Raw genomic sequence first — 21,509 nt, forward strand, 5'->3', positions numbered from 1 at the left:
ATTCAGCCGTCGATTATTACATGTAATTCTGAAAACTGTCTCAGCATTTTATGTTATCCCGTGCGACAAATCGCCGATGGCGACGCGGGTCGCACGGATGGCGCCGCCGTCATAAGTTTCCATAATAACGGCTTTGGTGTCATTAATGTTAATTATTCACAAAATGATAACTTTTATGCTTCTACGCCGCGCGCGGCCATAAATCGTTACGCCGGGCGTAAACCTCTTGTCACGCAGAATGTGCTGTTCTGTATGGATTTTTTCACTGTAAATTGCGATTTGTCATATCGCGCGCGGCGTTTTTATGTAAAAACAGGGATGAATGCGTAAGCAATTATGGATCATCGACCTTATTTTCAGTAGGTTATAGTTGGCGCCTGAAATCAGTGCGGGCAAGTTAACGCAACGCTCGCCGGCGGCGCCGTGCTATGGGCAGGAAAATAATAAACATCATCCAAGACAGGTGAGAAGGGAACATTATGCGTATTGGTGTACCAAGAGAGCGGTTGGCCAATGAAGCCCGGGTCGCAGCCACGCCGAAAACGGTGGAACAACTGCTGAAGCTGGGTTTTACCGTCGCGATTGAACGCGGGGCGGGCAAACTGGCCAGTTTTGAGGACGTCGCCTATGAAGCCGCCGGCGCGGCGCTGGTCGACGAAAGCGAAGTGTGGCAGTCGGATCTGATCCTGAAAGTCAACGCGCCGCAAGACGACGAGATCGCCTTGATGCGTGAAGGCAGCACGCTGGTCAGCTTTATCTGGCCGGCGCAAAACCCCGAATTGATGGCCAAGCTGGCGGCGCGCAACGTCACCGCGCTGGCGATGGACTCGGTGCCGCGCATCTCGCGCGCCCAGTCGATGGACGCGCTGAGCTCGATGGCCAACATCGCCGGCTACCGCGCGATCGTCGAAGCGGCGCATGAGTTCGGCCGTTTCTTCACCGGCCAGATCACCGCCGCCGGCAAAGTGCCGCCGGCCAAGGTGATGATCATCGGCGCCGGCGTGGCCGGCCTGGCGGCGATCGGCGCCGCGGGCAGCCTCGGCGCCATCGTGCGCGCCTTCGACACCCGCCCGGAAGTGAAAGAGCAGGTGCAGAGCATGGGGGCGGAGTTCCTCGAGCTGGATTTTGAAGAGGAAGCGGGCAGCGGCGACGGCTACGCCAAAGTGATGTCCGAAGCCTTTATCAAGGCCGAGATGGCGCTGTTCGCCGCGCAGGCGGCGGAGGTTGACATCATCGTCACCACCGCGCTGATCCCGGGTAAACCGGCACCGAAGCTGATCACCAAAGAGATGGTGGCGTCGATGAAGCCGGGCAGCGTGATCGTCGATTTGGCGGCGCAAACCGGCGGCAACTGCGAACTGACCGTGGCCGACACCATTACCGTGACCGACAACGGCGTGAAAATCATCGGCTATACCGATCTGCCGAGCCGCTTGCCGACCCAATCTTCGCAGCTGTACGGCACCAACCTGGTCAACCTGCTGAAGCTGCTGTCGAAAGAGAAAAACGGTGAGATTGACATCGATTTCGACGATACGGTGATCCGCGGCGTTACCGTGGTGCGCAGCGGTGAAATCACCTGGCCGGCGCCGCCGATCCAGGTCTCGGCCCAACCGAAAGCGGCGCCCGCCGCCGCACCGGCCGCCAAACCCGAAGCCAAACCGACCTCGCCGTGGCTGAAGTATGGCCTGATGGCCCTGGCGATCCTGCTGTTCGGCTGGCTGGCGGACGCGGCGCCGAAAGAGTTCCTGTCGCACTTTACCGTGTTCGCGCTGGCCTGCGTGGTCGGTTACTACGTGGTCTGGAACGTCAGCCACGCGCTGCATACCCCGCTGATGTCGGTTACCAACGCGATCTCAGGGATTATCGTGGTCGGTGCGCTGCTGCAGATCGGTCATGGCGGTTGGGTGAGTTTCCTCTCCTTTATCGCCGTGCTGATCGCCAGCATCAATATTTTCGGTGGGTTCACCGTCACTCAGCGCATGCTGAAGATGTTCCGCAAGAACTAAGGGGTAACAAATGTCTGGAGGATTGGTTACAGCTGCATACATTGTTGCCGCTATTTTGTTTATTTTCAGCCTGGCGGGCCTGTCGCGTCATGAAACGTCGAAGCAGGGCAACCTGTTCGGCGTCGCCGGCATGGCGATCGCGCTGATCGCCACCATCTTGGGGCCGGATTCCGGCAACGTCGGCTGGATCATCATCGCCATGATCATCGGCGGCTCGATCGGCGTCTATCTGGCCAAGAAGGTCGAGATGACCGAAATGCCGGAGCTGGTGGCGGTGCTGCACAGTTTCGTTGGCCTGGCGGCGGTGCTGGTCGGCTTCAACAGCTACCTGGATCACGGCGCGCCGATGGAGCCGGTGATGGCGAATATCCATCTGACCGAAGTGTTCCTCGGCATCTTTATCGGTGCAGTGACCTTCACCGGGTCGATCGTCGCTTTCGGCAAGCTGCGCGGCATCATTTCTTCCAAACCGCTGATGCTGCCGAATCGCCACAAGCTGAACCTGGCGGCGCTGGTGATCTCGTTCCTGTTGCTGGTGGCGTTCGTGCGCACCGACAGCGTGGGCTGGCAGGTGATAGCGCTGCTGCTGATGACGGCGATCGCGCTGGCGTTCGGCTGGCATCTGGTCGCCTCGATCGGCGGCGCCGACATGCCGGTGGTGGTGTCGATGCTCAACTCTTACTCGGGGTGGGCGGCGGCCGCTGCGGGCTTCATGCTGAGCAACGATCTGCTGATCGTCACCGGCGCGCTGGTGGGTTCTTCGGGGGCCATCCTGTCTTACATCATGTGCAAGGCGATGAACCGTTCGTTTATCAGCGTGATCGCCGGCGGTTTCGGCAGTGACGGTTCATCCACCGGCGACGCCGAAGAGATGGGCGAATACCGTGAAACCACGGCGGAAGAGGTGGCCGAGCAGTTGAAGAACTCCACCTCGGTGATCATCACCCCGGGCTACGGTATGGCGGTGGCGCAGGCGCAGTATCCGGTGGCGGAAATCACCGAAAAACTGCGGGCGCGCGGCGTTAAGGTGCGTTTCGGCATTCACCCGGTCGCGGGGCGCTTGCCGGGCCACATGAACGTGCTGCTGGCGGAAGCGAAGGTGCCGTACGACGTGGTGCTGGAGATGGATGAAATCAACGACGATTTCCCGGATACCGACACCGTGCTGGTAATTGGCGCCAACGACACGGTGAACCCGGCGGCGCTGGAAGATCCGCGCAGCCCGATCGCCGGCATGCCGGTATTGGAAGTGTGGAAAGCGCAGAACGTGATCGCGTTCAAACGCTCGATGAACACCGGCTACGCCGGCGTGCAGAACCCGCTGTTCTTCAAGGAGAACACCCAGATGCTGTTCGGCGATGCCAAAGACAGCGTGGAAGCGATTTTGCGGGCGCTGCAGAAGTAGAATTGGGCAACCAAAGAAAAACGGGCCGCTTAGCGGCCCGTTTTTTATGCACGAAGGTTAATCTTCGTCGTCATGCTCGTCATCTTCATCCGCCTCGATCGGGCAGTTGAAGTTTTCCGGTTTAATCACCAGCAGGTCGCATTTCAGATGATCGATCACATGTTCCGCGGTGTTGCCGATAAAGGCGGCTGAAATGCCGGTGCGGCCCAGGGTGCCCAGCACCACCACGCCGGCCTGCAGATGTTCGGCCAGATCGGGGATCACCTCTTCCGGCAGGCCTTTTTCCACGTGGGTGAACTCTTCCTTAATGCAGAATTTCTGCCGCAGCGCCTTCATGGCGATCAGATGCTGGCCGCGAATGGCGTCGTTGTAAACGCTCGGGTCGAAGTCGGGCAATTCGATGGCGATGTTGATCGGGGTCACGGGATAGGCACCGACCAGGTGAACCTCGGTCTGGTTGACGTTTTGCGCCAGTTCGACGGTTTCTTGCACCAGTTTGATATTGAGCGGGTCGTGATAGGGTTCTTCGCTGGCCAGATTGACCGCCACCAGCGCCTTGCCGCCTTCCGGCCAGGGCTGGTCTTTCACCATCCATACCGGGCAAGGGCATTTGCGCAGCAGGTGCCAGTCGGTGGGGGTAAAGATCACCGACTCCAACCGGTCGTGCTGGTGCGCCATTTTCAGCAGCAGGTCATGTTGACCGGACAGGACTTCCTGAATGATGGCTTCGAAGGGGCGGTTATGCCAGACCACTTTGATTTCGATCGGCACGCCGTCGTTGAGATAGAAGCGGCACTGCTCGTTGATCCAGGCGGCGCGTTGGCTGATCACACCTTGCCGCATCGCCGTTCTTTCATCCGGGGAGAGCAGGGTCGTCATTTCGTAAGAGAAGTCATAGATGGGCAGGAAGGCCTTGATGCGCCCGCCGTTCCGTTTTACCAGGTACACGGCGCGGCGCAATGCCGGCTGATCGTCCTGATTGGGGTCAATAGCCACCAGAAGATTCTGATACTTCGCCATAGGGCCTCCTTACAGCTGAAATCAACAGTCTGTTAATTTACAGAGTAACCCAACATTGAAAAACAGAACAACAACGGAAGCGTGCCGGATCAACAATTTCGGTGAAATGTTGATCCGGCGGGGGGATCAGGCGTTGACGGTCACGTTGATGCGCGGCGTACCGGCCAGCACCGACAGCGCGTCGGCGTTTTCGATGGTGATGTATTTGCCTTTCACGCTGAGGATTTCGCTTTTCTGGAAGCGACCCAGCAGGCGGCTGATGGTTTCCACCGTCAGCCCAAGGTAGTTGCCGATGTCGCCGCGGGTCATGGTCAACCGGAACTCACGTGGTGAGAAGCCGCGCTCCGCAAAGCGGCGCGACAGGTTGTAAACGAACGCCGCCAGGCGCTCTTCGGCGTTTTTCTTCGACAGCAGCAGGATCATGTCCTGGTCGCCTTTGATCTCGCCGCTCATCAACCGCATGATTTGCTGACGCAGGTTCGGCATTTTGCCGGACAGATCGTCGAGGGTCTCGAACGGGATCTCGCACACCATCGAGGTTTCCAGCGCCTGAGCGAAGCTTGGGTGCTTCAGGCCGCCGATGGCGTCGAAGCCTACCAGGTCGCCCGCCAGGTGGAAGCCGGTGATCTGCTCATCACCTTGCTCGGTGATGGTGTAGCTTTTGATGGTCCCGGAACGGATCGCGTACAGCGATTTCAGCTCGTCGCCGGCCTTGAACAAAGTCTGGCCTTTCTGGATGGGCTTCTTCCTCTCGATAATGTTGTCGAGCTGGTCCAGCTCGTGAGCATTGAGGGTGAAAGGAATGCACAGCTGGCTGATGCTGCAGTCCTGGCAATGGATCGCACAACCACCAGACTGGATACGACGAATCACGCGTTTTTCCGGGATCATAGATTACGCTCATTCAATAATTGATATGAGTCAATTTTAACATCTTTTGCTGCAGCTGATAAGGGTGGCATTAGCATGAATAGGGGTATTGTGTGCGAATTTTGCGCACACATGCCGCCGATTATTCTGTATCGGACTGAAGTTATGAGTATTATTTGTGACTTATGCGCTCTATTCACACAAGTTATTAATAGTGCCCTGCGGGCACGAGCGCGGCGTTGGGCACTGTGCTTTATTAAGCAGCGCCAAACAATGGCGCTGGATAAGCCGATCGCAGCGGCTACAGCAAACTTTTCGGCAGGTAGCCTTCATGCTGCAGCAGCCACTGCTTGCGCTGTACGCCGCCGGCATAGCCGGTCAGCGCGCCCTGCGAACCGATCACTCGATGGCAGGGCACCACGATGCTGATCGGATTTGAACCGTTGGCCATGCCGACGGCGCGCGAGGCGGTCGGACGGCCGATGCGTTGCGCCAGCTGGCCGTAGGTCAGGATCTCGCCACAGGGGATTTGGCGCAGCTGTTGCCAGACGGTGCGCTGGAACTCGGTGCCGGCGGTCATCACCGGCAACCGATCGATAATGCTCAGTTCCCCGGCGAAATAGCGCTGCATGGCGTCGGTCAGCCCGCTGGGATCGCGCTGTTCGCGCAGGGTGAACCGATCGGCGCGGTAGTGGGTGTTCAGCAGCTTCATCAGGCGCGCTTCGTGATCGGTCCAGTCGATCGCCCGCAGGCGCCCCTGTTCATCGGCAATCAGCACCAGTTCTCCCACCGGCGTGGCGGTACGATCAATCAAAAAAGTCTGCATCTGGCTCACTCCTCAGTTTAGTGTGGCGATTATCGCATGAAATGGGAGGGAGCGATGGCGGATTTCGGACATGCTGATGGGCAACCGCAGGGTTGCCCGAATAGCCGGCTTACGGTAAGGCGGGGAGTTATTGTACGATAAATTTATAAAATAAATTTATAAGTCATCAAGACAAGTTGTGTCTTGTTTATTATTTCAGCAGGCAGTAACGCTTTGTGCTTACTTATAGCTGATAGTCACGCGCTTTAAATGGGGATCGTTATTCACCAACTCACTGCTGACGGCAGAAACTAATTCTTTTGGCATCTCTTTTAACGAAGAGGATATATACCCGTTCTGATATTCCGTCACTTTACCGAAGCAGCTGGAGATAAGCTTTTCATCCTGATGTTTGACGGTGCAGGCCGGCGTGGTAATGGCGCCGGTGAAGCGCACGACGCCGGAGGCGACCTGGCTGCCGGAAAGCGGTTTTGCTTGCAGAGCGAAGGGCAGAATGACCAATGCGCTTAATACGGCTAAGTAATGGTTCATATGCTGTTCCTTTCAGAGTAAAAAAACTGCCAATTAAAAAACAAGCGCGCTTGCTTTCATCAAATAAGCTATTTCGCCTGGAGAAATAAAAACGAATGGGCAAAAATCCTACTGCCCGCATTCAATGAATTTGATAATAGGGAGGTAGGATGAGTAAAACCATGATTTGGATCATAGTGAAGACCGGTTAATGATTTCAGGCGCGGGCGGGATAACAGGCTGTGATCGTTCTCTCAGGAAAGTCAGTCAAGGGCGGGCCGTTTTCGTCCCCGTTGCGCGGCGGCAGCAACGGGGGCGAGAGCGGGATTACAGCATGCCGCTGCTGCCGCAGATGCGGATCTTTTCCGCCACCACTTCTTTCATCGCCAGCTTGCCGGGGACGATGTATTTACGCGGATCGTTGGCATCCGGGTGCTGTGAAAAGTAGCTTTTTACCGCATCGGCGAAGGCGATTTTCAATTCGGTGGCTACGTTGACCTTGCAAACGCCGAGCGAGATCGCGCGCTTGACCATCGCTTCCGGAATGCCGGAGGCGCCGTGCAGCACCAGGGGGACGTCCACCTGCTCGCGGATCAGCGCCAGGCGTTCGAAGTCCAGCTTCGGTTCGCCGTGGTACAGGCCGTGGGCGGAACCGATCGCCACCGCCAGTGAGTCGATGCCGGTGGCGGCGACAAACTCGCGCGCGGCGGCCGGATCGGTATAGAAGCTGTCCGCCATATCGACGATCAAATCGTCTTCCTGCCCGCCCAGGCGGCCCAGCTCCGCCTCCACGCTGGCGCCGTAGCGGTGGCACAGGGCCACTGCGGCGGCCACCTTGGCGATATTCTGCTCGAACGGCAAATGGGAACCGTCGATCATCACCGAGCGGATGCCGCTTTTTACCTTGTGCTCGATGTCGTCCAGCGCTTCGTGATGATCGAGATGCAGCGCCAGCGGCAGATCGTAGCGGTGCGCGGCCGCCTGGCAGATGCCGATCAGGTAGTCGGTGCCGGCATAGCTGAAGGTGCCGGGCGTGCCGGCCATGATCACCGGCGAGCGCAGCTCGGCGGCGGTCTCCGCCACCACCTGCACGGTTTCCAGATTGTGGACGTTAAACGCCGGAACGGCGTAACCCTGGCGCTGCGCCTTGAGCAGCATGTCTCGGTTGGCTATCAGATACATGGGATCTCCTTACAGCTCGAGGGAAGGAAAACGGTAAATCGTCACGCCTTTCACCACTCGGTTGACCTCGCCGGTCGGGCAGGGGTTATCCGGGGTCAGCCCCAGCGCCAGCGAACTCTCGAAGGCCAGCATCTGGCTGAACAGCAGATACGGGAACAGCAGCCAGATATCGTCAGCGGCATCGTGCATATGCAGCAGGGCATCGGCGAGAGGTTGGCGTTCGCCGGTCAACCCAACCAGCTGCATTGCCAGTCCGTCGCGCTGCAGTTCGTTCCACAGGTCGCGGTCATACTGGCGGGCATAGTCGTGGTGGGAGAACATCAGCACCACCAACGTCTGGCCGTCGACCATAAATTTCGGGCCATGGCGCAGGCCGAGCGGCGAGTCGTAGCGCGTAACGATGCGGCCGGCGGTCAGCTCCAGCATCTTGAGCGAAGCCTCTTCGGCGAGGCCGGTAAAGCAGCTGCCGCCGAGGGTGATATAGCGGCGGAAACCGCTGGCGGCCAGTGCCTTCACCTGCGGCTGCAGCGTTTCGCGCAGTGTGCGGCAGCGCTGCACCATGGCGTGCAGCGGCGCCTGGGCGGCCTCGAGTGAAGCCGGGCCGAGCAGCAGCGCGGCGCTCAGCATCATGCAGCTGAAGCTGGAGGTCATGGCGAAGCTCTGATCGTTGGCGCCCTGCGGCATTACCAGCGAGCAGACGTTGCCACGCTGATGCGCGTACTGCGCCAGCCGGCTGTCCGGGTTGCACACCAGCATCAGATGATAGCTTTCCGGCAGCAATTGATCGGCCAGCTCCACCGTCGCCACGCTTTCCGGGCTGTTGCCCGAACGGGCGAAGGAGACCAGCAGCGTCGGCCGGTCAGGGTCGAGATACTGTAGCGGGTTGGCGACAATATCGGTGGTGCCGTAAGCCACCACGTCGCGGCCGGTGCGTTCGCGCAGCCAGGGGGCCAGGGCGCGGCCGGCAAATGCCGAACTGCCGGCGCCGCACAAGACGATTTGCAGGCGCGGATTGGCCAGCAGCGGCGCCAGGAACGGCTGCCACTGCGCCTGTTGATTCTGCAGTTGGCGGTGCAGCGCCGCCCATAAATCCGGCTGTTGCCAAATTTCTGCGGCGGTATGCCAGGCGTTGCGCTGCTTCAGCCAATTCGTCTCGTAAGAGAAATACGCGTTCATGATGACAGCTCCTTAAAAAGCTTCGGTTAACGGTCGGCGATAATCACGTCGATCCCTAAATGGTGCAGCGCCTGCAGATAGTGTTCAGGAATGCGGCTGTCGGTGACCAGGCGGTGGATCTGGCCGATGTCGCGGATCATGCAAAAGCTGGTGCGGCCGAATTTGCTGGCGTCGGCGATGGCGATGACTTCGCGTGCCACCTCGCACATCACCCGGTTCAGCTGCGCTTCGCCCGGATCCGGCGTGGTGATGCCGCTCGCGAGATCGAAGCCGTCGACGCCGAGAAAAAGCTTGTCGAACCGATACTGGCGCAGCTGTTGTTCGGCGGCGGGGCCGTAAAGCGACCAGGCTTTGCGGCGCACGCTGCCGCCGACCACCATCAGGTCGATCTCCTCGTTGTTGGCCAGTTCGAAGGCGATGTTGAGCGCGTTGGTCATCACCACCAGATCCTTTTTCCCCGCCAGCTGCGGCGCCATTTGGCTGGTGGTGGAGCCGGAGTCGAGGATGACGGCGTCGCCGTCTTCAATCAGCGCCGCCGCCGCGCAGGCGATGGCGTGTTTCACGTCGCGATTGATGCGGCCCTTGTCCTGCAGCGGGCGGTCGAAGGCGAACTGTTTGTTCAACATGGCGCCGCCGTAGGCGCGCACCGCGCAGCCGTGCTTTTCCAGCTGGCGCAGATCGCTGCGGATGGTGACGCTGGACACCGAAAACTGCTGGCTAAGCTGCTCCACGCGCACCGTGCCCTCGCGGCACAGCTGGTCGATAATTAATTCCCGGCGTTTTGCGGTATTGATCATTAATGCAGACTCCTGATTTACCTGTAGCCGTGCCCGACCGCGGCTTAATAAGCCGCAGCGATACCGACCGGAGCGCTTTCAGTTGTTCGTGGCGAATTACAGCAAACGAAACACTGAAATGCAATCGATTAATTTTAAAATATCTATATCTATCAGTTGTTTATATTTGATTTTGCTTTCGGTTTAGCGGCAACCGAAAGCGGTGTTAACGCAAAGTGAAAACGGCAAATTCGTTATTTTTCAGTCGCCAATTCCCAGCGCTTATTCATTCAGTCTATCGATGCCGAAAGCCGCAGCGATCGCTCGACAACCGCCGGGCTTTCACTGTTTTTTTATGCCGGCGCGCTTAAAAGCGCTGCGCCGCGCACGCCGCTGCTGTCACCGTGCACCGGCGGGAACACCGCCGCCGGTTCCACGCCCGGCAGCAGCCAGCGCCGCATCGCCGGCGGCAACAGCCGATACAGCTCGCCGACGTTCGACAACCCACCGCCCAGCACGAAGGCATCGACGTCCAACAGCAGTTGCAAACCGGCCAGCGCGCTGGCCAGGATGTCGACGTACATGGTCATCAGCCGTTGTGCGAGCGCATCACCGGCACGATAGCAGGCGACCAGCGCCGGCACGTCGGCGGCCGGATGGGCGTAGTGGCGGCTCAGCGCCAGCAGCCCGCTGCCGGAGACGTAGCGTTCAAAGCAGCCGGTCAGCCCGCAGTTGCAGCCGAACAGCGGCAGATCGTAACGCTGCGCCAGCTGGGCGGAGATCGGCATATGCCCCCATTCGCCCGCCAGCCCGTTGCGCCCCTTGTGCAGTTGCCGGTTCACCACCAGGCCGCCGCCGGCTCCGGTGCCGATGATGGCGCCGAACACCAGCGGCAGGTGCGCGGTTTGCGGCGTGCTGGCTTCCGACAGCGCGAAGCAGCGGCAGTCGTTCTCGATGGCGATAGGTCGCGCCAACGCCTGCGTCAGGTCATCCGCCAGGCAATGGCCGGTCAGGCAGGGCACGTTGACCGCTAACTGACGGCGGCTGACGGGATCGGTGATCCCCGGTAAACCGATGCCGATGCTGCCGCGCGTGTGCAGTTCGCGATCCGCCTGCTCGGCCAGCCCGGCGATGCAGGCCACGAACTCGCCGTAATCGCCGGTTGGGGTGCGCACCCGCTGGAGCAGCACCTGATTGAGCCGGCGATCGTAAGCGGCCATTTCAATTTTGGTGCCGCCGATGTCGAAGCCGTAACGCATCTCTCTCATCGCCATGCTTTAGGCTCCGCTCAGGGTGACCACCGCCGCCTCGCGGCGTGCGCGTTCGGCGGCGAACACCATCAGGTGGCTCTCCAGCGCTTCCGCCGGGCCGGCCAGCACCTGGCTCGGATCGTTGGCGCGAATGGCCGCGATAAAGTGCTGCATCAGGTAGTAGTCGCCGCCGCCGTGGCCGGCCATGGCGTGCAGATCCTGGCCGGCGTCGGTGTCGTAATGCGTTTCACCGTCGTCGAGGAACGAGGTGATGCGGATATGGCGGCCGTCGCCCTCCAGGCAGCCGCGGCTACCAAAGATGCGGGTGTGCCGATCTTCGTGGCGGGTAAAGGCCGTCATGGTGAACGACGCGGTGCGGCCGCCGGCGAACTGCATGTTGACCACCTGATGGTCGACCACGTTATTGTCGCAGCGGTAGACGCAGCGGCCGTAAGGCCCGTCGCGCAGCGCCGCCCGCAGCGTCGTCTGGTCGGGCTCTGGCGTCAGCACGCGCAGAAAACCGGGCGTGGCTTTGTGATTGTCGCCCAGATAGATGCGTTTGGCGGAATAGGGGCAGTTTGCCTCTACCGCGCAATCCAGGCAGTTGTCCGCCGCGCCGGCCGGTTGGTTTTCCTGGCGGAAATGGCGCAGGTTGCCGAAGGAGCTGACCTGTTCGCAGGGCTGCTCCATCACGTAGCGGATCCAGTCGATGTCGTGGCAGGATTTCTGCAGCAGCATAAAGGCGGCCTGCCGATCGTTGCGCCAGTTGCCGCGCACGAAGGAGTGCGCCTGATGCCAGTAGCCGACCGGTTCCAAATGTTGCAGGCTGATGATGTCGCCGATCGCGCCGTCGCGCAGCAGCTGCTTGAGCTTTTGGGTATAGCGGGTGTAACGCAGCACGTGGCCGACCGAGAAGATCAGCTTTTGGCGCGTCACCTCGGCGACGATGGCGCGGCACTCGTCGGCGTCCGGCGACAGCGGTTTTTCCAGCAACATGGCGTAGCCCTGGCGGGCGAAGGCCAGCGCCGGCTCCAGATGCATCTGATCCTGGGTGCAGATCAGCACCGCGTCGGCCAGCTTGCCGGCGCCGGCGGCCTGACGCCAGTCGGTGAAGACGTTTTCCGGCGCGATGGCATGCTGCGCCACGAACGGCTCGCGGTAGGCGTCACGCGGTTCCGCTACCGCCACCACCTGCATCAAATCGGGATGCGCCAGCGCATAGCGCGAGTAGATTTCACCGCGCGCCCCGGCGCCGACCACCAGCACCCGCACCGGGCGATGGGCAAAGCTGTTGGGTTGTGTTGACGACATTGCTGGATACTCCGCTGTTGTTATTTGAGGTTTTGGCCGCTGAGCTCGTCGAACAAATGCGCGCGCGTCAGATCGAATGCCAGATGAATGTTTTCGCCGAGGCGCGGCTCCCAATCCGGCAGCGACGCCATGCGCAGCACGAAGCGCAAATCGGCCAGTTCGCAATGCAGCAGCTCTTCGTTGCCCATGCGCTCGATAGTGACGATCTGCGCCGGGAAACAGTTGGCGCTGCCGGGTGCACACAGCCGCAAGGACTCCGGCCGGATGCCGAGACACACCCGCGCATGCGGGTAGTCCGCCAATTGCCGTTGCAGCGCAGGCGGCAGATCGAGCTGGTGCTGCAGGCCGATACGCAGCCGCACCGTTTGGCCGTCGCGCACGATCGCCAGATCGTGCAAATTCATCGACGGGCTGCCGATAAACTCGGCGACGAAACGGTTGGCGGGGTGGTGGTACAGGTTGATTGGTTTATCCACCTGCATGATGGCGCCGCGGTTCATCACGCAAATGCGATCGCCCATGGTCATCGCCTCGACCTGATCGTGGGTGACGTACACCATGGTGGCGGCGGCGCCTTCCTGCTTCAGTTGGTTGTGCAGTTCGATCAGTTGCACGCGCATCGACACCCGCAGCTTGGCGTCGAGGTTGGACAGCGGCTCATCGAACAGGAACACTTTGGGTTTGCGCACGATGGCGCGGCCGACCGCCACCCGCTGGCACTGGCCGCCGGAGAGCTGGCCCGGCTTGCGCTGCAGCAGATTGGTGATCTCCAGCTTTTCCGCCGCGTCGCGCACCCGGCGGTCGATCTCGGCCTTGCTCTCTTTGCCGATCAGGCCGAACGCCATGTTCTTGTACACCGTCATGTGCGGGTACAGCGCATAGTTCTGGAACACCATGGCGACGCCGCGATCCTTCGGCATGCTGTCGTTGACGCAGCGATCGTGGATCAGGATCTGCCCCTCGCTGACGCTCTCCAGCCCGGCGATCATCCGCAGCAGGGTGGATTTGGCGCAGCCGGACGGGCCGACGAACACCATGAATTCCCCGTCCTCAATGTCCAGATCTACGCCGTGCAGCGCGTGGAAACCGTTGGGGTACACTTTTTTAACGCTGTTTAACTGAATTCCGGCCATGTCGTTTACCTTGTCTGCGCGTTAGCCTTTCACCCCGGCGCTGGCGATGCCCTGGATGAAATAGCGTTGGAAAATAATGAACAGCATCAGCATCGGGATCACCGCCATCAGCGCCCCGGCCATCAGCAACGGGTATTCCACCCCGGCGCGGCTGGAGAGCGAGGCCAGCCCAACCGGCAGCGTCAGCTTCTCGGTGGTGGTATTGACGATCAGCGGCCACATCAGGTTGTTCCAACTCCACAGGCCGTTGATGATGACGCAGGCGATAATGCCGGGCCGGATCAGCGGCAACATGATGCGCCAGAAGATGGCGAAGTAGCTGTAACCGTCGATCAACGCCGCTTCCTCCATCTCCTTCGGCACCGCCAGGAAGAACTGGCGCAGCAGAAAGGTGGCGTAAACGCTGAAAATGCCCGGCAGCACCAGCCCGGTGATGCTGTTGACCAGCCCCAGCTTCTGCACCACCAGGAATTGCGGGATCAGAAACGCCTGGCCGGGCACCATCAGGATCGACACACACACCAGAAACACCGCGTCGCGGCCGCGAAAATGCAGGCGCGAGAAGCCATAGGCGGCCAGGGTGGCGATCGCCATCTGCAGGGTGACGGTGAAGAAGGTCGCCAGCAGCGAGTTGAGATAAAAACCGGCGAACGGGATTTCGTGCATCACCCGGCCGTAGGCCTGCAGGCTGGGATGCGCCGGCAGCAGCGTCAGCGGGATCTGAATGCTCTCGGCCTGGGTTTTCAGCGAGGTCACCAGCATCCAGATAAAAGGCACCACCGAGGCCAGCGCCGCCAGCCCCATAAACAGGTACACCAGCGTTTTCTTGCTTGCGTTCATGTGCAGCTCCTCAGCTGACTTTCAGGCGCTTGCCGATCGCCATTTGAATCAGGGTGATCACCAGCGTGACGGCGAACAGCACCACGGTGATGGCGGAGGCGTAACCTTTTTCCTGCAGGTAAAACGCGTACTTGTAGAACAGGTTGGTGACGGTCATCACGTCGTTTTCCACCAGTGCGCGGTCGAACATCAGGAACACCACGTCAAAGACTTGCAGGATCTCGATAAAGCTCATCACCGACACGAAGAACAGCGTCGGCACCATCATCGGCAGCGTGATGCAGAAGAAGCGCCGCAGGGTGCCGATGCCGTCGATGTCCGCCGCTTCGTACAGCTGGCGCGGAATGCTCTGCAGCCCGGCCAGCAAAATGATGATCTTCAGCGCCAGCGACGACCAGATGATGATGATGGACACGCTGATGCGCACCACGTCCGGATCGGACAGCCAGGCGACCGGCGCAATGTGCAGCAGGCCCAACGCCTGATTGATCAGGCCGAAATCCTTGTTGAACAGCCATTGCCACACCATGGCCACCGCCGCTGGCATGGTGACCGCCGGCAGGAACAGCAGGGTGCGCAGCAGGCCTTTGCCGCGGATGTTCTGGTTGAGGCCAATCGCCAGCAGCAGCGACAGGCTCAGGCTGATCGGCACGCAGACCACCACGTAAAACAGGGTGTTGGCGGCGGCAGTGTAGAAGTCGTCGTCTTCAAACAGGTTGAGATAGTTATCGACGCTGATGCTGCTCCAGCGCATGAATTGGTTCAGATCGGTAAAGCTGTAGAAAATGTTCTGCAAAAAGGGGATCAGGTAAAACACCGTCACCCCCAACAGCAGCGGCAGGATCATCACCCAGCCCCAGAAGCGTTCGGCGCGTTCGAGCCGATTGAGCGCGGGGCGGGCGGTGCGCCGGGATGGTTTCAGGGTGACCGTAGCCGTTTCTGCCAGCGACATGTTGCCATTCCTCACCTATGACGTTCAGCGTGGGTCCACCGCGGCGCGCGCTCGGGGCAGCGCGCTGCGGCGGGGCGATTACTGCTCCATGACGCGCGCGATCTTCTTGACCGATTTGTCCATTTCCTGTTTGGCGTCCGCGCCCATAAAGATCTTCTTCAGGCTGGCGATCCACATGTTTTGCCACTTCGGCGTATTGGTGCCGGCGGTGGGGTAAGCCTGGGTCACTTCCAGGGTCTGGATGTAAGGCGAGACGTCGACTTTCTGAATCTGCTGCGCCCAGACTTTGGCTGCCGTCTTGTTGGCCGGGATCACCACCTTGGCCAGCTCCGCCTGTGAGGCCTCGCTGCTCATGAAGGCGATATATTTCCAGGCGGCCTGCTTGTGGGCGCTTTTCGCCGACATGGCGAAGGCCAAACTGTGGGCCACGCCGGACTGGCGTTCAATTTTGGGCATCATCACCACGCCGATGTGGTCGTTGATCAGCGGGTTATTGGCGAACGGCGCCGCCAGCCAGGAACCGGCATAGACCATCGCGGCGCGGTTGGACTGGAAGATGTTCTCGGTTTTGACTTCGCTCATCTGCTGGGCGCTTGGCATCAGGCCGTCTTTCATCATGCCCTGCAGCTGCTGATAGACCCAGAGGGATTTGTCGTTGGCGATGTCGGTGGGCTGGCCATCTTTCGGCACGATGTGATTGCCGTTTTGGAACAGCAGGTTCATGTAACTGTCCTGACCGTCGATGCTGAGATCCATCACCAGCGGGAAGGCGGCGCCTTTCAGCCCGTTTTTCAGCGCGGCGGCCTTGCTCTTCAGATCGTCCCAGCTCCAGTCGCTGGTGGGATAGCTGACGCCGGCCTGATCGAACAGTTTTTTGTTGTACCACACGGCGATGGAATCGACGTCGCGCGGGATGGCCATCTGTTGGCCGTCGTACTGATAGGCTTTCACCGAGCTGGCGACCACGTCGTCCAGTTTAAGGCCGCTGTCCTTAATATAGGGCGCCAACGGCTCCATAATGCCGTTTTTGGCGTACTGCACAAAATAAGGCATATTGATCCAGAATATATCTGGCGCTACGCCGCCGGCGGCGGCGGAATCTAATTTAACGAAATATTGCGCTGAGGGAGTTAATTCTATTTCTATTTTTATGTCCGGATTAGCCTGTTCAAAGCGCTTGGCAATCTCCTGTTCGGCGGGTAATTGGTTTCTGTCCCAAACGGCATAGCGTAAAGTTATTTTATCTGCGGCATGGAGCAGTGTAGGTAATAATAATGCGCTGGCAAGAATAGAATGCGCCAGCAGGCGGCCGGTATTCTTTATTGGTGACATTGCTTTCCCCTCGGTGAGCGACGAATAGCGTTTTTCGCAACGTAAATTCTTTCTATCCCTTAACTTTCAATGTGTCAATACACCCCCAAACGCCCAAAAATGGGGCGACAATGTTTCGTTGTTGTTAAAATCGAAAGGCTTTTACGGCCAAGTGAAAGGTGTTTTCGTTCACATTTCATTAACTTTTTGGCGGGGGTTATCCCCGGTGGCGCGGCATTTAGCGGCCTTCGCAGGCATAGGAATAACTGATAACCCTTGCACCATAATGGGGATTAAAAACATTTTTATTGTGCAAGCTTCAGCTTCTTTCATTTTTGTGATGCAAATAAACAAAAAAATCTTGCTGGGGCTGTCCGAGGAGGGTACTTGGACGTTTTTTATTGCCGGCTATTGTTTGTGGCGATAAAAGACGCTAGCCTGAATCCCACAACATTTATTCATCCAAAATAAAGAGGGCGAAATATCATGCGCCTGTCTCTGGTATTTACGCATTGCCTGGAAAAAGTATTTCATCGCCAAAATATTCCGCCCATTGCCGTGGAAAATCGGCTGAGCGGGTTAAATAACGAGGTGCTGTCCTGGCAGGCGGTGTACTGTTTGCAAACCCCGGGTAACGAGACTCGCCATGAGCTGTGTTATCAACTCGACGGGCCGCTGGCGGAGTATATCAGCGTGCGCCAGGTGCAATCGGTGCCGAGCGGTTTTCCCTGTTATCGCGAGACCGATGAGAATTACCTGACCACCGAGCCGGGCTTATTTCCCGATCCGCTGATACCGCTGCCGCAACGGCGTTTTTTTGCCGCCTGCCGCTATTATGGCAGCCTGTGGTTGACCCTGACGCCGCCGGCCGACGCGCAACTGGCCGGCGACTTTCCGTTGACCCTGCGGCTGCTGGATGCCCAGAGCGGCGAGGCGCTGGCCGAGGCCACACTGACGCTGCATCTGGTGCCCGCGGCGTTGCCGCCGCAAACGCTGTTGCACACCGAATGGCTGCACACCGACTGCCTGGCGGATTACTACCGTTTGGCGGTGTTCAGCCCGGCGTACTGGCGCGCGGTGCGCAACTTTGTGCGCTGCGCGGTGCAGGCCGGCGTCAATATGCTGCTGACGCCGCTGTTCACGCCGCCGCTGGATACCGCCGTTGGCGGCGAACGTACCACGGTACAGTTGGTGAGGGTGACACATTCGGCGCACGGGTATGGCTTCGATTTCAGCCGTCTGGCGCAGTGGGTGGCGTTGGCGCAGGAAGAGGGCATCGAGCACTTCGAAATCGCGCCGCTGTTTACCCAATGGGGCGCGGCGCATGCGCCGAAGATAGTGGTGGAGGTGCAGGGCGAGACGCGAACGCAGTTCGGCTGGCACACCGATGCGCAGGGCGAAGCGTATCAGCGTTTCCTACAGGCGCTGCTGCCGGCGTTGACCGCCTGGTTCCGCGAACTGGGGCTGGAACGGCAGGTATGGTTCCATGTTTCCGATGAGCCGACGTTGGACAACCTGGCGGCCTACCGGCGCGCCAGCGCCGCGCTGCGTCCGCTGCTGGATGGCTTCCGCACCTTCGATGCGCTGTCGGATTTCGCGTTTTATCAGCAAGGCCTGGTGGAAACCCCGGTCGTTGCGACCGACCACCTCGAACCTTTTATCGAACACCGGGTGCCCGGCCTGTGGGCCTATTACTGCTGCGTGCAGAAGACTGAGGTCGCCAATCGCTTCTTCGCTCAGCCTTCGGCGCGCAACCGCATATTGGGCGTGCAGCTTTATCTGTACCGCATCGCCGGCTTTCTGCACTGGGGATTCAACTTCTATAACAGTGCCCATTCGCGTGAACGCATCAATCCGTACGCGGTGACCGACAGCGGCCATGCGTTTCCCTCCGGCGATCCGTTCGTGGTCTACCCCGGTGAGGATCTGCAGCCGGTGGAGTCGCTGCGCCTGCGGGTGCTGCACCAAGGGCTGCAAGACATGCGCGCGCTGCAGCTGCTGGAGAGTTTGACCGATCGGGCGACGGTGGAAGCGCTTATAGAAAGTGAGCTTGGCATGCGCATCACCTTCAAGCGTTATCCGCACCAGGCCGGGCCGCTGCTGCGCCTGCGCGACGCGGTAAACCGCCGAATCGAAGCGTTGCTGGCGCCGATGTGAAGGCAAGTGGGGGCGAAAATGCGTCTTTCGCTCCCAATTCGCCATTACTTTGCTATACCTGATAGTCGATGGATTCACTTTATTGTCATGTAACTGACATGTCAGAGTCACGGCTCTGGCTTAAGTTTGCAGCGACTACGTCAGGAGATAACGCGATGTTCAGCCTGGATTCTCTGTTGCAAGATGCATTTCCACACCGCAATACCCCCGCCTGGCAGCGCAGCCTGCTAAGAACCCTTCTCTTCGAAAAAGAATTCAAACAGTTCGCCGCCGATTATCCCCATCTGAAAGGGCTCGATCTGATCGAGCAGGTGGTGGACTACTTTAACCTCAGCTGCGAGCTGGTGGACGGCGATCTGGAAAACATCCCGAGCCAGGGGCCGGTGGTGCTCGTGGCCAATCATCCGATCGGCTCGCTCGACGGCTTGGTATTGCTGCGCGCCGTTGCCGCGGTGCGCCCGGACGTGAAAGTGGTGGCCAACCAGCTGCTGACCTACATTGAACCGCTGCGCAGCCTGTTCGTGCCGGTGGATAACGTCGCTTATAAAACCAGCCGCAAACAGATTGAAGGCATGCAGCAGCAGCTGGACAACCAGGGTGCGCTGATCCTGTTCCCGGCTGGCGAAGTGTCGCGCATGAGCCCGAAAGGCATCCGCGACGGCCACTGGCATACCGGTTTTCTGCGCCTGGCCGCCAAAGCGCGCGCGCCGATCGTGCCGATCCACATCAGCGCACGCAACAGTAACCTGTTCTATTTTACCTCTCTGGTCTACCGGCCGCTGTCGACCTTGCTGCTGGTGCGCGAAATGTTCCAGCAGCGGGGCGGGCGCATCAAGATCCGCGTCGGCGGCCGCGTGCCGTTCGCCAACTGGCACGACGGCCACACCAGCGCCAAGGATCTGGCGGAGCGTTTTCGCCGCCACGTTTATCGTCTGGGCCAGGGCAAGCCGGGGCTGTTCGCCAGCGAATCGCCGATCGCGCTGCCGGAAGATCGTCTGGAGCTGAAAAAGGCGCTGGCGAACTGCGAACGGTTGGGGGTAACGCCGGACGGTAAAACCATCTATCTCTATCGTCGCCATGACGAAGCGCGTACGCCAATCCTGCGCGAGCTGGGGCGCCTGCGCGAGATCGCCTTCCGCGCGGTGGGGGAAGGATCCGGCCGCCGCCGCGATCTGGACAGCTACGACGACGATTACTACCACCTGGTGCTGTGGGACGAGGAGGAGCTGGAGATCGTCGGCGCCTATCGCTTTATCCCTACCGCCGAACAAATTGCGCGCAAAGGGCTGGAAAGCATCTACAGCAACAGCCTGTTCCATTATGACCGTGATATGGAACCGATCCTGGCGCAGGGCATCGAGCTGGGGCGCAGCTTCATTCAGCCGGCCTATTGGGGCAAGCGCGGGCTGGACTATTTGTGGCTGGGCATCGGCGCCTATCTGTCGAAATACCCGCAGTACCGCTATCTGTTCGGCCCGGTGTCGATCTCCGGCGGTATGCCGCTGGCAGCACGTGATTTGCTGATCGCCTTCTATCGGCTCTATTTCTCGCCGGATCACGCGTTCGCGCAGTCGCGGCGGCCTTATCCGGCGTCGCTGCCGCAGGTGCTGGCGCAGTTTGCCGGGGACAACTATCAGGAAGATCTGGTGCGGCTGAAGAGCCTGCTCAGCAATATCGGCTGCTCGATCCCAACGCTGTACAAGCAGTACACCGAACTGTGCGAGCCGGGCGGGGTACAGTTTATCGATTTCGGCACCGATCCGGCGTTCAACAACTGTATCGACGGGCTGGTGTTGGTGGATACCACGCGGCTCAAGCCGTCGCGGTATCAGCGTTACATCGCGGTGCACCAGCCGCAGCCGGCCGAGACGGCATGACTACAGTCTGACTCATGCCTTTTTGATCTAAGCACGACCTTGGGGCCGGCGACGGGATAGCGCTACGATAAACGTTTTGCTTTCCACCGCCGGAGCCCGTCATGCCCCATTCGTTTATCCCGCCGTTATTGTCCGCCGATGAACCGCCCGCCGCCGCCGTTGAAACCCCGCGCGGCAAAGCGCCATTTTTGCTGCTGTGCGATCACGCCGGTAAGGCGATACCGCAATCCCTCGGGGATCTCGGCTTACCGCCGGGGGAGATCGAGCGCCACATCGGCTGGGATATCGGTGCGCTAGGCGTATCGCGCCATCTGGGCCGCCAACTGGACGCCACGCTGATTCATCAGCGTTACTCACGGTTGGTGATCGACTGCAACCGAGCGCCCGGCATCGCCAGCTCGATCCCGCATTTGTCTGAACTGACGCCCATCCCCGGCAATATCGGCATCGACGCTGAACACGCGCTGGCGCGTGAGCGCGAGGTATTTTTGCCGTATCACCACGCCATCGACGAGCATCTGGGGCAACGTCAGCTGCGCGAACTGCCGACGGCGGTGATCGCCATGCACAGTTTCACACCGGTGTTCAAAGGGGAATCGCGCCCCTGGCAGGTGGGGTTGCTGTTTAATCGCTACCCGGAATTTGCCCGGCTGTTGGCCGAACTGTTGCGCGAAGAGGGGGATTTGCAGGTGGGGATCAACGAACCCTATGCGATGACCGACGCCACCGACTACACGTTGCCGGTGCACGCGGAACGGCGCGGGTTGCCTTACGTCGGCATCGAAATTCGCCAGGATCTGATCGCCGACGAACGCGGGCAACAGGCATGGGCGAAACGTTTCGCGCGCCTGCTGCCGCAGGCCTGGCAACGCTGGCAAATTTGACTTTAGGAATATTCCCAGAG

At 59.8% G+C, this 21,509-nt stretch carries 19 protein-coding genes; 6 read left to right on the forward strand and 13 right to left on the reverse strand.

What is annotated here, in order from left to right:
• The first annotated feature begins 60 nt into the window (after positions 1-60).
• The 3 genes from ACJ8PN_RS16415 (at position 61) to pntB (ending at position 3,414) form a co-directional block, all read left to right on the forward strand.
• A complete protein-coding gene (locus tag ACJ8PN_RS16415; protein WP_171454100.1) occupies positions 61-330 on the forward strand; it encodes a hypothetical protein in 270 nt (89 codons plus the stop codon).
• Positions 331-479: 149 nt separating this feature from the next.
• On the forward strand, positions 480-2,009 hold the full coding sequence (gene pntA, locus ACJ8PN_RS16420) for a Re/Si-specific NAD(P)(+) transhydrogenase subunit alpha (RefSeq protein ID WP_004938288.1): 1,530 nt from the start codon (positions 480-482) through the stop codon (positions 2,007-2,009).
• A gap of 10 nt (positions 2,010-2,019) precedes the next feature.
• The gene (gene pntB, locus ACJ8PN_RS16425; protein WP_004938285.1) at positions 2,020-3,414 is read left to right on the forward strand and encodes a Re/Si-specific NAD(P)(+) transhydrogenase subunit beta; all 1,395 of its coding nucleotides are present in this window, start codon (positions 2,020-2,022) and stop codon (positions 3,412-3,414) included.
• 57 nt (positions 3,415-3,471) lie between these two features.
• On the opposite strand, the gene uspE is transcribed toward pntB, so the two are convergent.
• From uspE to ACJ8PN_RS16490, 13 genes are all read right to left on the reverse strand, one after another.
• Entirely contained in the window at positions 3,472-4,434 is a 963-nt protein-coding gene (gene uspE / locus ACJ8PN_RS16430; protein WP_004938281.1) for a universal stress protein UspE, read from the reverse strand.
• A 126-nt stretch (positions 4,435-4,560) separates the two neighbouring features.
• Complete coding sequence (locus ACJ8PN_RS16435) at positions 4,561-5,325, reverse strand: FNR family transcription factor (protein ID WP_004938278.1); 765 nt, start codon at positions 5,323-5,325, stop codon at positions 4,561-4,563.
• A gap of 280 nt (positions 5,326-5,605) precedes the next feature.
• Entirely contained in the window at positions 5,606-6,130 is a 525-nt protein-coding gene (gene ogt / locus ACJ8PN_RS16440) for a methylated-DNA--[protein]-cysteine S-methyltransferase (protein WP_004938274.1), read from the reverse strand.
• Positions 6,131-6,349: 219 nt separating this feature from the next.
• Positions 6,350-6,661, reverse strand: a complete 312-nt coding sequence (locus tag ACJ8PN_RS16445) for a hypothetical protein (protein WP_015377982.1) — start codon at positions 6,659-6,661, stop codon at positions 6,350-6,352.
• Positions 6,662-6,967: 306 nt separating this feature from the next.
• Positions 6,968-7,822 carry a tagatose bisphosphate family class II aldolase gene (locus ACJ8PN_RS16450; protein ID WP_442535077.1) on the reverse strand — a complete coding sequence of 285 codons (855 nt, stop codon included), beginning with the start codon at positions 7,820-7,822 and terminating at the stop codon, positions 6,968-6,970.
• A gap of 9 nt (positions 7,823-7,831) precedes the next feature.
• Positions 7,832-8,998 carry an SIS domain-containing protein gene (locus tag ACJ8PN_RS16455; RefSeq protein ID WP_442535078.1) on the reverse strand — a complete coding sequence of 389 codons (1,167 nt, stop codon included), beginning with the start codon at positions 8,996-8,998 and terminating at the stop codon, positions 7,832-7,834.
• Positions 8,999-9,024: 26 nt separating this feature from the next.
• Complete coding sequence (agaR, locus tag ACJ8PN_RS16460) at positions 9,025-9,795, reverse strand: transcriptional repressor AgaR (RefSeq protein ID WP_085336851.1); 771 nt, start codon at positions 9,793-9,795, stop codon at positions 9,025-9,027.
• A gap of 332 nt (positions 9,796-10,127) precedes the next feature.
• Positions 10,128-11,033, reverse strand: coding sequence for an ROK family protein (locus tag ACJ8PN_RS16465; protein ID WP_171455074.1), 906 nt, complete (start codon positions 11,031-11,033; stop codon positions 10,128-10,130).
• A gap of 18 nt (positions 11,034-11,051) precedes the next feature.
• Positions 11,052-12,335 (reverse strand): Gfo/Idh/MocA family protein, encoded by a 1,284-nt coding sequence (locus tag ACJ8PN_RS16470; protein ID WP_442535079.1) that lies wholly within the window; start codon positions 12,333-12,335, stop codon positions 11,052-11,054.
• 20 nt (positions 12,336-12,355) lie between these two features.
• Positions 12,356-13,468 carry an ABC transporter ATP-binding protein gene (locus ACJ8PN_RS16475; RefSeq protein ID WP_004938255.1) on the reverse strand — a complete coding sequence of 371 codons (1,113 nt, stop codon included), beginning with the start codon at positions 13,466-13,468 and terminating at the stop codon, positions 12,356-12,358.
• A gap of 21 nt (positions 13,469-13,489) precedes the next feature.
• A complete protein-coding gene (locus ACJ8PN_RS16480; RefSeq protein WP_004938251.1) occupies positions 13,490-14,308 on the reverse strand; it encodes a carbohydrate ABC transporter permease in 819 nt (272 codons plus the stop codon).
• A gap of 10 nt (positions 14,309-14,318) precedes the next feature.
• On the reverse strand, positions 14,319-15,260 hold the full coding sequence (locus tag ACJ8PN_RS16485; protein WP_049188974.1) for a carbohydrate ABC transporter permease: 942 nt from the start codon (positions 15,258-15,260) through the stop codon (positions 14,319-14,321).
• Between the two features lie 78 nt (positions 15,261-15,338).
• Positions 15,339-16,592 carry an ABC transporter substrate-binding protein gene (locus tag ACJ8PN_RS16490; RefSeq protein WP_049188973.1) on the reverse strand — a complete coding sequence of 418 codons (1,254 nt, stop codon included), beginning with the start codon at positions 16,590-16,592 and terminating at the stop codon, positions 15,339-15,341.
• Positions 16,593-17,057: 465 nt separating this feature from the next.
• Here ACJ8PN_RS16490 and ACJ8PN_RS16495 point away from each other — a divergent pair, with 465 nt between their 5' ends.
• The 3 genes from ACJ8PN_RS16495 (at position 17,058) to ACJ8PN_RS16505 (ending at position 21,489) form a co-directional block, all read left to right on the forward strand.
• Positions 17,058-18,728 (forward strand): DUF4091 domain-containing protein, encoded by a 1,671-nt coding sequence (locus ACJ8PN_RS16495; protein WP_411260776.1) that lies wholly within the window; start codon positions 17,058-17,060, stop codon positions 18,726-18,728.
• A gap of 155 nt (positions 18,729-18,883) precedes the next feature.
• Positions 18,884-20,605, forward strand: a complete 1,722-nt coding sequence (gene olsF / locus ACJ8PN_RS16500; RefSeq protein WP_015377973.1) for an ornithine lipid synthase OlsF — start codon at positions 18,884-18,886, stop codon at positions 20,603-20,605.
• Between the two features lie 101 nt (positions 20,606-20,706).
• A complete protein-coding gene (locus tag ACJ8PN_RS16505) occupies positions 20,707-21,489 on the forward strand; it encodes an N-formylglutamate amidohydrolase (protein WP_411260774.1) in 783 nt (260 codons plus the stop codon).
• The last annotated feature ends 20 nt before the right edge of the window (positions 21,490-21,509 follow it).

The organism is Serratia sp. CY76391 (assembly GCF_052166695.1).
GTDB classification, from domain to species: domain Bacteria; phylum Pseudomonadota; class Gammaproteobacteria; order Enterobacterales; family Enterobacteriaceae; genus Serratia; species Serratia nematodiphila.